11 protein-coding genes are annotated in these 11821 nt (G+C 60.1%); all 11 read left to right on the forward strand.

Going from position 1 to position 11821, the window contains the following annotated elements; translation table 11 throughout:
• Positions 1–207: 207 nt before the first annotated feature.
• Positions 208–1059, forward strand: coding sequence for a transporter substrate-binding domain-containing protein (locus DC522_RS30365; RefSeq protein ID WP_116532216.1), 852 nt, complete (start codon positions 208–210; stop codon positions 1057–1059).
• A gap of 95 nt (positions 1060–1154) precedes the next feature.
• Positions 1155–1826: an amino acid ABC transporter permease gene (locus DC522_RS30370; RefSeq protein ID WP_116532226.1), complete on the forward strand. Its 672-nt coding sequence runs from the start codon at positions 1155–1157 to the stop codon at positions 1824–1826.
• Between the two features lie 4 nt (positions 1827–1830).
• Positions 1831–2568 carry an amino acid ABC transporter permease gene (locus DC522_RS30375; RefSeq protein ID WP_116532217.1) on the forward strand — a complete coding sequence of 246 codons (738 nt, stop codon included), beginning with the start codon at positions 1831–1833 and terminating at the stop codon, positions 2566–2568.
• A gap of 17 nt (positions 2569–2585) precedes the next feature.
• Complete coding sequence (locus DC522_RS30380; protein WP_116532218.1) at positions 2586–4013, forward strand: MmgE/PrpD family protein; 1428 nt, start codon at positions 2586–2588, stop codon at positions 4011–4013.
• Positions 4010–5506 carry an argininosuccinate lyase gene (gene argH, locus DC522_RS30385; RefSeq protein WP_116532219.1) on the forward strand — a complete coding sequence of 499 codons (1497 nt, stop codon included), beginning with the start codon at positions 4010–4012 and terminating at the stop codon, positions 5504–5506. The genes DC522_RS30380 and argH overlap by 4 nt, the downstream gene beginning before the upstream one ends.
• 178 nt (positions 5507–5684) lie before the next feature.
• A complete protein-coding gene (locus tag DC522_RS30390; RefSeq protein WP_116532220.1) occupies positions 5685–6422 on the forward strand; it encodes a GntR family transcriptional regulator in 738 nt (245 codons plus the stop codon).
• A gap of 215 nt (positions 6423–6637) precedes the next feature.
• Positions 6638–7636, forward strand: coding sequence for an asparaginase (locus tag DC522_RS30395; protein WP_116532221.1), 999 nt, complete (start codon positions 6638–6640; stop codon positions 7634–7636).
• 53 nt (positions 7637–7689) lie between these two features.
• Complete coding sequence (locus tag DC522_RS30400) at positions 7690–8532, forward strand: TIM barrel protein (protein ID WP_116532222.1); 843 nt, start codon at positions 7690–7692, stop codon at positions 8530–8532.
• Positions 8533–8597: 65 nt separating this feature from the next.
• A complete protein-coding gene (locus DC522_RS30405; protein WP_116532223.1) occupies positions 8598–9275 on the forward strand; it encodes an HAD family phosphatase in 678 nt (225 codons plus the stop codon).
• A 395-nt stretch (positions 9276–9670) separates the two neighbouring features.
• Positions 9671–10684 (forward strand): SIS domain-containing protein, encoded by a 1014-nt coding sequence (locus DC522_RS30410; RefSeq protein WP_116532224.1) that lies wholly within the window; start codon positions 9671–9673, stop codon positions 10682–10684.
• Between the two features lie 68 nt (positions 10685–10752).
• A complete protein-coding gene (locus DC522_RS30415; protein ID WP_116532225.1) occupies positions 10753–11583 on the forward strand; it encodes a PfkB family carbohydrate kinase in 831 nt (276 codons plus the stop codon).
• Positions 11584–11821: the final 238 nt, after the last annotated feature.

Raw genomic sequence — 11821 nt, forward strand, 5'->3', positions numbered from 1 at the left:
AACACGCCCGACGAGTTCTTCAGGAACCCGCAGCACGAGCGCACCAGGCTCTTCCTGTCCCAGATCCTGCACTGAGCCCTGTAACTCAACTCGCCGGAGCGGCGATAGCGCCGCGCCCTGAACCAACAGGCACCAAGTTCAACAAGAAAGAACAGACGATCCACAACGTCTGCGCCAACCCAAAACCTTAACGAGGAACACACTCACATGCTGCCCAAGTTGCAACATCTATCCAAGACCCTCCTGACTGCCGTCGCTGGCTGCCTTATTGCCGGAGCCGCTCAGGCACAGGATCTGCCGCCCGTCCCACAGGACATCCTCTCCAAAGGGGTGCTTCGCGTCGGCGTGAAGTGCGACTCGCCGCCCTTCGGCTCTCTCGATCCCAGCGGAAAACCCGTTGGCATTGAGGTATCGATGGCCCGGCGCATTGCCGAATTCGCATTCGGCTCGCCGGACAAAGTGGACCTCCAGTGCGTCACCTCCGAGGCGCGCATTCCCTCTCTCAACGGTCAGAAGATCGACATCATCCTTGCGACACTCGGCAAGTTCCCCGAGCGGCAGAAGGTGATCGATTTCACCGAGTACTATATGTGGGGCACAAGCAATGTCATGGTGCCCAAGGGCAGTCCGGCCACGAAGCTCGCGGAGCTCAAGGACAAGAACATCTGCATCGTCAAGGGCGGCTCGCAGGCCAAGTGGCTCAACGAGAACATTCCTGGCATCAAGCTGACACAGCTTAATACGACATCCGACTGCATCCAGGCTCTCCGTCAGGGACGCGTCGATGGGTTTGTCGGTGACGGAGGTCTGGTGTGGTCCCTCAGCTCCAACTATCCCGAACTCCGCGTAATCGAGGAGGGACTGGACCTGGGCTTCAACGCCATCGGGCTTCGCAAGGGAGAGAAGGAACTTCAGGCATTCCTTGACGCTGCCCTGATCAAGATGAAGAAAGAAGGCTATTACGAAAAGATCATTCCGGAATTCGTCAATAATCCGGTTGTTCTGCGCGAGACGCTGAAATCCTTCCAGACTCAGCCTCCTGCTCCTCCCAGAACCTGAGACTGCTCACGCCGGCGATGCAGGCAAGCATCGCCGGCATCCGCCATTCTGCTGGACCCACCGCCGGTTCCCTTCCAAGCAAGGCTGGGCTGCTCATGTTTAGTAACTTTGATTGGATCTACATCTACGAGACGTTACCCAGGCTCATTGATGGCCTTTACATGACGCTGCTCGTCAGTGGCGTCTCGATCGTCCTGTCTCTTCTCATCGGATTGGTGGGAGCCTATTTCCGCAGTGGCAGCATTCGCGTCCTGTCGAAGATCGTCGTCGGTTATGTCGAGTTCATCCGCGGGACGCCGTTTCTGGTCCAGATCTTCTTCATCTTCTACGGTCTGCCCAACATCGGGATTGTCCTCTCGACATTCTGGTCGGGCGTCGCCGCTCTGACCCTGTGGGCCAGCGCCTTCCACATCGAGAGCTTCCGCGCGGGACTCGCGACCATCAGTTCCGGCGTCAAGGACGCATCGGCCTCGCTTGGCCTGAGGCGCTGGCATCACGCCGCTTTCATCGTTCTCCCAATCGCCTTGAGGGCGGCGCTCCCGTCGACGCTCAATACTGTCGTCGCAACCCTGAAGAATTCGGCTTACCTGCAGACCATCGGGCTTGCTGAACTCACCTTCGTGGCGGTTGAACGCAATGCCTATGAGTTCCGCACACTGGAAATGTTCGCCACGATCTGCGTGATCTATCTCGCCTGCGTGTTAATCGTCTCAGCCCTGGGGCACCGGCTTGAGCATCGGCTCGACCGTCCCTACGTCAGGAACTAAGCCGATGGTGCTCATCCAATACAGTCAATTTCTGGCGACTGGCCTCGTTTGGACGATGCTGCTCGCCTCTGTCGTCACGATCCTGGCGACGGTCATCGCGATCGTATTTACTTTTGGGGTCGTGCGCCGCAACTTTATCGTCCGCAAAGCCACCTTCGCGGTCATAGAAGTATTACGCGACATTCCCCTCATCGTTACGGTGCTGTTCACCTATTTCGTGCTCCCCGTGCTCGGGATATCGCTCAATCCGTTCTGGTCGGCTGCCATCAGCATCTCACTCTGGGGTGGAGCAAATGGCGCGAACATCATCCGGGCCGGGCTCGCCAGCGTGACGAAGGATCAAAGAGAGGCAGCCGCTTCTCTCGGCCTGCGTTCGTGGAAGGCGATGATCCTGGTCATCCTGCCTCAGGCGATGCGCGTGATCCTGCCGCCTTACGTGGGCCTCATCACCTCCCTGGTTCAGGCCACGTCCTTGGGCGCCGTCGTCGGCGTGCATGAACTTCTTCGCTCCGGTCAAATTTTGATTGAGCAGACGACGATCTCACAAGGAGGAAGCCCCGCCTTCTTGATCTACAGCTCGATCCTCGTGGTCTACTTCGTCATCTGCTGGGCGATTTCTGCTGGCGGTGCCGTGCTGGAGCGGTACTTCAACCGAGCGTATGCTATTCCCCGTCAATTGGCCACGGCGGAAGGTAAGGCTCCTGAAGCACCGGCGCTTGCCACCATTGAGATTCGCACCTGATCCGGAGGAGCAATCTCATGTCCCCCTATGAACTTGAACAAGAGTTCGCCGAGCTGCTGGCGGGCTCGACACCAGAGATCCCGTCTAAGGCTGAGTTCATCGCGGCCGAACACCTGGTCGACCTTGTCGGCGTTGCTCTGGCGGCGGTCGATGAACCAGCCTTCCACTCGCTTCTGCGGGTTTATCCTCCCTCAGCGGCAGGGGATGGGTCTGCCCGGGCTTGGGGGACAGGGATCAACCTCGCCCGCCGCGACGCCGCTCTGGTGAACGGCTTTGCCGGACACTTTCACGACTTCGATGACGATGAAACCGAGCTGGCAATGGCCCACGTCACCGTCACGGCTTTGACGGCCGCGCTGACGGCCGCTGACAGCCGGCCCGGCACATCCGGACGACAGCTGTTGCGGGCCTACATCCTGGGGTTTGAGGCCGCCACGTGTCTCGGCCGCCTCATCAATCCGCTCCATTACAAGAGCGGATGGCATGCCAGCGCCACTCTTGGCGTCTTTGCCGCGGCAGCCGCCAGCGGACACATCCTCGGCCTGACCCCGAATGCCATGCGCCATGCTCTCGGAATGGCGGCATCGTTTGCAGGTGGCCTTCGCAGCAACTTCGGCAGCGATACTAAACCCCTGCAAGTGGGACATGCCGTTGCTCAGGGTGTTCTGGCCAGCGAACTCGCCGCCGAGGGGCTCACCTCGACACCGGGCAGTCTGCTCGGGCCGAAGGGCTATGTCAGCTTCTACGGAGATGGGGCGGATGCCTCCGCTGTACTAGCTGCCTTCGGGGCTCCGTTTGACCTGATCGGATCCGGTCTGACGATCAAGGCGTTTCCTTGCTGCACGGCAGCCCATACCGCTGTCGATGGCCTGCTGTCGCTGCAGGCAGAACAGGGATTCAAGGCTGCCGAGATTGAGCACATCGTCTGCTGGGTTGATCCAGCCGTGCCGAACATCCTGGTTTATGATCGCCCGACAACAGGGACCGAGGCCAAGTTCAGTCTGCCCTTCTGCCTGGCCGCGGCAGCGGTCTTCGGCCGCCTCAACGTCACTGAATTTTCGGACGAGACGGTGGTTCACCCAGATGTCTGGGCGCTGATGGACCGAATTGCAGTGCAGACCGATCCCGGTTTGCCGAAGGGCGACAGTGGCATTTCAGTGTCCTCTCGCCTCAGCGTGACATTGCGCGATGGCACTCGCATGGAGCGCTTCACCGAATGTGTGCCCGGCAGTTCCAGTCGCCGTCTGGATCGCACCCGGCTGTTCAAGAAATTCCAGGCCTGCACGATCAACGTCCTTGGGTCAGGACAGACGAAGGCGGCCTTTGACGCCCTGTTGAAGATCGCAGAGGTGGAGGATTGCCGCAATCTTCTCGACCTCATCTGCGGTCAGCCAGCCATCCACCGGATTGAACAAGAACAATCAGTCAGAGCGAGAGCAAAATGAAGAACGCTGTGAGTGCGCGCCTGTCGGAGCGAACCGCCGAGGAAGTCGCAAATACCATCTACAGGCCGGGCATGCAGGCCTTCAGCGAGGAGGCCTTCGCTGACATGTGCCGCCTGAACCAAGCCCACCTGGTGATGCTGAGCGAATGTGGCCTTGTCAGCCATGAGGTTGCCACCGGTCTCGCTAAAGCGCTCCTCCAGGTTCAGCGGGAAGGCAAGGACGCCGTTCGTCTCGACCCGCAATTCGAGGATCCCTATTTCGCCTTCGAGAACCGCCTTTCGGAGATTGCCGGCGCAAAGCTGACAGGATGGATCCACATCGGGCGTAGCCGCAATGACATCGGCGCGACCTTGGATCGACTGCACGCTCGTGCGCTGTGCCTGCGGATCCTTGAGCAGCTCGGCAAGGCTCGGGAGGCCTGCCTCATGTCTGCCGAGCAGTATGCCGAGACCATCATGCCGGGCTACACCCATCTGCAGCCCGCCCAGCCGATCACCTTCGGCTACTATCTCACGAACGTGGCGGCAGCGCTTCAGCGGGACTACGACCGGATCGCCGCAACCTATGCGCGGATCAATCTGGCGAGCCTTGGTGCCGCAGCCTTGGCGGGCACCTCCTTTGCCATCAACCGGCAGCGAACGGCCGAACTCCTGGGTTTTGACGGGATTGCCGAGCCGTGCTTGGACGCGGTGGCTTCACGGGATTTCGTGACCGAGCTGCTGTGGGCGACGACTGCTATGTCGACGCTCCTGAGCCGTGTGGCTCAGGACCTCTATACCTTCTGCACGCATGAATTCTCGGCCATCGAGTTCCCGGATCGGGTCGCAGGCACTTCGAGCATCATGCCACAGAAGAAGAATCCGTTGATGCTCGAATATTTCCGGGCCTCGTCGGGGCGGAGCATCGGCGCGCTCACATCCGTTCTCGCCAGCGTCAAGGGCAGCAACTACTCGATCGGCTTGGATTCTGTCCGCGAGGGCATTGCCGACGCATGGTCAGCCTTGGATCAGGTCGTGGATAGCCTTGATCTGCTGCGGTTGGTATTCGAGACGGCCAAGCCGAATGCGGAGCTGCTCCTGCAACGCTGCCGCACCAATTTTTCGACCGCAACCGATCTCGCCGACGGACTGGTGCGTCAGGCCGGTCTGTCGTTCCGGGAGGCCCATCATGTGGTCGGTGGAGCCGTTCAAATGGCCCTCAACGAGGGGATCGGCGCGTCGGACATCACGGCGGACCTGGTGAACCGGTCTGCCCAAGCCGTTGTCGGCCATACCCTGGCAATTGACGACGCCTTTGTCCAAGCCTGCTTGGATCCGGTTCGCGCTGTCGCAGCCCGGACCACGTCGGGCGGCACGGCGCCGTCCGAGGTTCTTAGGATCCTTCAGGAGCAAAGGCAGCGTCTCATTGCCGATCGCGCCGAACTGGCGCGGAGAGCGGCTCAGGTCGAGGAAGCGCAAAAGCGTTTGGACGCACGGATGACGGTCCTGACTTGATATTCCGGGTTGAGATGAACTGTTGGACAAGTAACTTGTGTCCGGCCTCATCTCGTTTAGGCAACATAGCGCCTGATGCTGCCAGTGCAGGGGTCAGGAGCAGGAACGACATCGATTAAACCGAATAACAGAACTTCTTTCTTGACTGACAACTGACCTCTTCGATAGGCTATGTAACATGTCATCTGTTCTGCCTCTCCGCGACGAACGCTCCCTGGTCCTGCAACTGCGCGACGCGATCAGCGCCATGATCGAAGAGCGAGGACTGCAACCGGGTGATCAGCTGCCCACAGAAGCCGAGCTGACCCAGGCGTTTCGGATTTCCCGTCCGGCCCTGCGGGAGGCGCTGAAGCTTTTGGAGCAGGACGGGACGATCTACGTCAAACATGGCAAGGGCCGCTTCGTCTCGGCAATGGCGACCCTTCAGGTTGAGCGCCCGATCACCTGTTTCGAGAGTGTCACGGACATGGTCCGTCGGTTCGGCTACAAGCCGACGAACAAGGTGCTGTCGGTTGCGGAGGAGGACCCACCGGAGGAGGTGCAGGCCGCCTTGCGTTTGAACGCCCGCGCGCGGGTGATCCGGCTCGAACGTCTGCGCATGCAGGGCAAGGAGGTGCTTGTCTACTGCATCGACTACATTCCCCGAGCGATCATCCCAGACCACGTCTCCGATATCGATTGGAGTGGCTCTGTTTTGAACCTGCTGGAGCGATACCGCCAGCGGCCTTCGATGTCCACGGCCTCCGCCAGTGCGGTCCTGCTCCCGCAGGAGGTTAGCGACCGCAACAATCTTCATGACTTTGGGCCCGCGTTTCTGGTGACCGAGGTGGCCTATACCCCCATTGGAACGCCTGTCCTCTTCTCGAAGGATTATCATCGGGGAAGCCGCTTTACCTTCAGCTTCGTCCGCAAGTAGATCAGACCGACGGCGTCTTTGAACATCGGCTTGAGCAATCCCGTCCTTTGAGGCGTCCAGGCTCAGCCGCGAGGAAGCTCCAGGGCTGAAGCTCCCGTGATGACCGGCAATAGGGCCGCATCTCATCTAGACAGCCTCCAAGCCAAATCGCCGAAGCGCCTGTGAAAGAGCTCTCGAGGGGAAACCCTCATCGCGCCGCTTACGAGGAATCTCAGATGCAAAAACCCAAAGTGGCCGTGATTGGAACGGGTGGCACCATCAGCTCACTAGCGGAAAGCTCTCTCGAGGTGCTCGATTACGGCGCCGGCGGCCCTCTGCATGCTGACCAGTTGATCGCGCGATTTCCCGAGATTCACGAGGTGGCCGACGTCCATCCGGTCCGCTTCAGGGCTCTGCCCAGCTTCAACATCTTCTTTCCGGAATGGAAGGATCTTCTCCTGTTGTTGGATGAACTGGTGCAAAGCCATCCGGATCTTGCCGGGATCGTGATCACCCATGGGACAGGGTCTCTCGAGGAGACAGCCTACTTTCTCTCCCTGACCGCGAAGGTTTCCGTACCGATCGTGCTCGTCGGCGCACAACGGCCGGCCAGCGCTCTGTCGAGCGATGCGGGGATGAACCTCGTGAACGCCATCCGAACAGCGGCCTCGCCCGATGCACGTGGCATGGGTGTCCTCGTGCTGCTCAATGACGAGATCCATGCTGCCCGCGAGGTCGCCAAGACCTCCACGTTCCGCCTGCACGCCTTCCAATCGCCGGACTTCGGAATCCTCGGCCATGCCGATGGTGATGCGGTTGTCTTCTATCGGAAGCCTGTCCGCAGGGCAGCGCCTGAGACCGAGTTCGACGTCAGGACGCTCGAGGCTCTGCCACGCGTGGACATCCTTTATTGCTATAGCGGCTCGGATGGAACGGCCGCTCGCGCCTTCATCGCAGCCGGCGCCAAGGGCATCGTCTCGGCAGGATTCGCTCCCGGCTTCACGGCGGATGCCGATGCCGCCGTGCTGGCCCAGGCTGTTCGCGAGCAGGGCGTCGCGGTCGTGCAGGCGAGCCGCGCTGGCTCAGGCCGGACCTTCAAGGGCAAACGATCGCAAGACAACGGCTTTCTCATCGCGGACAATCTCAGTCCCGTGAAAGCGCGCCTTCTCCTCTCCCTCGCCCTGACGATCACGGACGATCCTGCCGAGATCGAGCGGATGTTCCTGACCTATTGAGCAAGACCAGCAGTCCATTCGACCGATTGTCCTACAGGACGAAGGAGCCGCCCATGACCGCCATCAACCCCTCCCAGCTCTGCGGAATGAACTTTCATTATTTCCGCCATCCTCTGACACGCTTTCTCGATGACGCCGCCGCTATTGGATTGACCAAGGTCGAGATCTGGGGAGCCTCGCCGCACTTCTATGTCGATGACGAGCCCTTGAGCGCTGCCCGGGAGCTCAAGAAAGCCATTCGTGAACGAGGCATGGAGCTTGTCTGCTTTACACCGGAACAGTGCATCTATCCCATCAACCTGGCCTCTCGGGAGGATGCAGTCCGCAACCGCAGCATCCGATACTTCCTTGATAGCTTGAACGCCTGTGTTGAAATGGAGAGCCCGTATCTGCTGATCACACCGGGCTGGGGATACGCCGATGAGGATGCAGGCCCTGCGTGGCGGCGCTCGGCAGACGCGCTGGGCGTGGTTGCGAGACATGCAGAGAAACTGGGCGTCGATCTTCTGCTCGAGCCACTCACTCCGACCGAGTCGAACATCATCAATACCTCCGCGGACTTGCGGCGGATGCTGGACGAGCTTTCGTCGCCATCGGTGAAAGCGATCCTCGATACCGTTGCGATGGCCGTGGTCGGCGAAACCGTTCGCGACTACGTGGCTCAGGTCGGAGCCGAGCTTCGTCACGTTCATCTCATCGACGGTGACATGGAAGGCAGTCATCTCGCCTGGGGTGACGGCTTCCTCCCGCTCGACGATTATATCCGCGACCTCGGTGACAGCGGCTACACGGGGGCTCTATCCTTCGAGTTCACCACTCCGCGTTACTGGTTGGATCCCCTTCCTCCGATGCGCAAAAGTTTCGAGGTTGTGCAAAAGGTGATCCACACCGTCTGATCCAAGCGCGAGGGTAGAGATGGGCGACTGGAAGCGTGGCTTTCTTTCACGCTGTTCCACGCCTGATGACGCATATCTCAAGGAAATCTGCCGATGACCAAATAAGAGCCGTTGCGTGGGACATCGACGGCACTCTAGTCGACAGCGAGCCGCTGCACCATGCTTGTCTCGCAATGATATCGCAGCGGTACGGTGTCAATCTCGGCCCAGGGTCGCAGGAGCGGTTTCTTGGTCGCGACATGAGCTGGGCGTGGCAGGCACTAGAGTCGGGTTTTCCGTCCGAGCTTACGTTTGCGACCTGGCTCAACGAGATCATCGACGCATATGTCGAGGGGGCGTCCACGCTTGTTGCTCAACCTTTCGTTCTTGAGGCCATGCAGGCGCTGCAGGAGGCTGGGATACGCCAAGTTTGCGTATCCAATTCTGAGCGCCGCATTGTGGACGCCAACCTCGCAGCACTCGGTATCTGCGATCTCCTCGACTTCTCAATCAGTCGGGATGATATCCCGGTCGGAAAGCCTCATCCGATACCTTACCTCGAAGCCTGCCGTCGCCTGAATTGCGCGCCCGGCGAAGTAATCGCCATCGAGGACAGTCAAAGTGGCTTAGAGTCAGCCCGGGCCGCAGGGCTCAAGACGATCTTCATCGCTTCTGATGAGGAGGATCTGAGCGTCAGGCATAAAGCGGTGGGATCAATCCTTGGCATGTGCCGTGCTGGAAACCTCGTCTCCACAGGCGTTTGAACACATGGATCGAATGCGGCAAAGGGGCCAGCTTGCGGCTCGGCTGTTTCGCTCACCGGAGCGTTACGGCAGGCGCCACGTTCACCTGAAGAAGCCGAGCTTCGATCCCTAGCCCAGAATGCGCGGAGAAGTCCCACCTTTGGAGCCGGAGGCGCTCACAACCTGACTCATTCAGCTTGACACGGATTGAATTCGGAGTGGAGCAGCGGACGCTGCGCGTCCGGCGGCATTTCACCCGGAAAACAGCCTCTGCTTGTATCGACTTCGGCGAAAATCATACGAGTCTCTATCTTGCTGCTTGACACTATGATTGTTTTGCGGTCTGTTGTCAGACGACTGGCAAGGTGTTGGGCCTACCAGCTGCCGACCAACCTCTTCCGATTGAGAGATGCCTCATGCTGAACTTCGATGAACAACGCTTCGTGCGGATCCAATCCGGCGCGGTTGCCCACGCTAGCGGAATTCGCAGCGCCATCACCGAATGCCTGGAGAACGGGGCCGAAAACATCTTCTTCCTGGGCACCGGCGGCGCGGCCATTCTGATGATGCCGGCCTCGCAACTGCTCCAGCGACGGTCCGCCTTCCCGACCTACCTGGAGATGTCCGCCGAGCTCGTGCTCATGGGTCATCAGGCGCTCGGTCCGAAGTCGATCGTTGTCATCCCGTCGCTTTCTGGCACCACCAAGGAAAGCATCGAGGTTATGAACTACTGCAAGGAAAGGGGCGCGAAGGTCATCAGCCTCATCGGCCATGCCGAGACGCCGCTCGCCAGGGGCGCGGATTACGCCTTCGTCAACTTTGCCGAGGACGACACCTCCTGCGAGTCATTCTATGTGCAGTCTCTACTGATCGCGCTCTCCGTCATGCACGTGCGCGGCGAGTATCGGGAATACAACGACACGGTTCAGGAGCTCGTGCGGCTCCCCCACGCTCTGCTCGAAGTGAAGCGCGCCTACGAGGAGCGCGCCGAGCAATTCGCCGAGGCTATCAAGGACGAGCCTTACCACATCGTTACCGGTGCCGGCACGACGTGGCCGGAGGCGTTCTACTACGGCATGTGCATTCTGGAAGAAATGCAGTGGATCCGAACCCGTCCGGTTCACTCCTCCGACTTCTTCCATGGCACGCTCGAGCTGGTGGAGAAGGGCGTGAGCGTCCTGCTCTTCAAGGGCGAGGATGCTTCCCGTCCCCTCGTGGAACGTGTCGAGCGCTTCCTGCCGGCCTACACGGACAAAGTTCGTGTGCTCGACACCGCCGAGTTTGCCCTGCCGGGCATCTCCGACCATGTTCGCACCCTGATCTCCCCGGTGGTGCTGGCCACGGTTCTCGAGCGGATCAGCGCTCACCTGGAGGTGAAGCGCAATCATCCGCTCACCACCCGCCGCTACTACAAGCGCGTGGCATACTAAGCCTTTCCTCCCAAACTTATCGGCGCCAAGTCACCTTGGCGCCGGTCTTTTGCCATGAGGGGAAACCAATGAGCACGTTCGAGTTCGCCGTGGTCGGCGATAACTGCATCGATCGCTTCATGCCTCCGGTCGGTCTGTCCCTGATCGGCGGCAACGCGGTTAATGTCGGCGTGCAGCTCAGTAGGCTCGGGCACAGGGTCGCCTATTTCGGAGCCGTCGGAGACGATGCTGATGGCCGGCGAATGATGGCCTGCTTCCAGGAGAACGGCCTCGTCACCGACCATGTGCAGGTTCTGGACGGCATCACGGCCTATACGAACATTGAGGTCGACGAGACCGGCGACCGCATCCTGGCCTTCGAGGATTTCGGCGTCTGCAAGGGCTATCGGCCGACCCGCCGCGACATGGAGAGTCTGGTTCGTCTGCGTCACGTTCACATCGGCTGGCTCGATGATGGTGGGGTGTTGAGGCAGGCTCTGAGAGCGGCGGGCGTCAGCGTCTCACAGGACGTGTCCGTCAATGCGGACCCCACCAACCTCGGCGTCGAGGGCCTCGATATCGCCTTTGCGTCGGCTGGAGCCGACCGGGACCGGGCGGAGTATCTGCTCGACACCCTGCTCGAGCAGGGAGCCAAACTTGCTGTCGTGACGTGCGGCTCTCTCGGCAGCATGGCGTCGGACGGCAAGGTCCGAGCTCAGACTGCGATCCGACCGGTGGAGGTTGTCGACACCACAGGAGCTGGCGACAGTTTCATTGCAGGGTTTCTTTCGGCGCGCTCCTTCGGGAAAGGCCTGCGAGCGTGTTTGGAACAGGGGCGGGACGTGGCCGCGGAGACGTGCCGCCATATCGGGGGCTTCCCACAGGAGCCAGTAACGCTTGGCCCTCGTCCGCTGCCATAAGCCTCTCCATTATCCGAGACGAAGAATCATAACAATTTGGAAAAGTTTTGATTGAAAGCTACATTCAAATGTAGCAAATCTATCAAACGGCGGCGATGCCGCTATTCTTCCCTGACTGGGCGGCCGCTGTGATGATCCGTAGCGGCCGCCATCTTCGGATGGGTCTGATGTATCACCATTCTTCGACGCTTCCGCTGCCCGAGCGGACGCCGGTCCCGGTCTTCGACCTGGCGATTGC

Source organism: Microvirga sp. KLBC 81, assembly GCF_003075415.1.
Classification (GTDB): Bacteria; Pseudomonadota; Alphaproteobacteria; order Rhizobiales; family Beijerinckiaceae; genus Microvirga.

Coding starts and splice junctions, on each gene's coding strand:
- DC522_RS30365 (WP_116532216.1), top strand. CDS start 208: ATGCTGCCCAAGTTGCAACATCTATCCAAGACCCTCCTGACTGCCGTC.
- DC522_RS30370 (WP_116532226.1), top strand. CDS start 1,155: ATGTTTAGTAACTTTGATTGGATCTACATCTACGAGACGTTACCCAGG.
- DC522_RS30375 (WP_116532217.1), top strand. CDS start 1,831: ATGGTGCTCATCCAATACAGTCAATTTCTGGCGACTGGCCTCGTTTGG.
- DC522_RS30380 (WP_116532218.1), top strand. CDS start 2,586: ATGTCCCCCTATGAACTTGAACAAGAGTTCGCCGAGCTGCTGGCGGGC.
- argH (WP_116532219.1), top strand. CDS start 4,010: ATGAAGAACGCTGTGAGTGCGCGCCTGTCGGAGCGAACCGCCGAGGAA.
- DC522_RS30390 (WP_116532220.1), top strand. CDS start 5,685: ATGTCATCTGTTCTGCCTCTCCGCGACGAACGCTCCCTGGTCCTGCAA.
- DC522_RS30395 (WP_116532221.1), top strand. CDS start 6,638: ATGCAAAAACCCAAAGTGGCCGTGATTGGAACGGGTGGCACCATCAGC.
- DC522_RS30400 (WP_116532222.1), top strand. CDS start 7,690: ATGACCGCCATCAACCCCTCCCAGCTCTGCGGAATGAACTTTCATTAT.
- DC522_RS30405 (WP_116532223.1), top strand. CDS start 8,598: ATGACGCATATCTCAAGGAAATCTGCCGATGACCAAATAAGAGCCGTT.
- DC522_RS30410 (WP_116532224.1), top strand. CDS start 9,671: ATGCTGAACTTCGATGAACAACGCTTCGTGCGGATCCAATCCGGCGCG.
- DC522_RS30415 (WP_116532225.1), top strand. CDS start 10,753: ATGAGCACGTTCGAGTTCGCCGTGGTCGGCGATAACTGCATCGATCGC.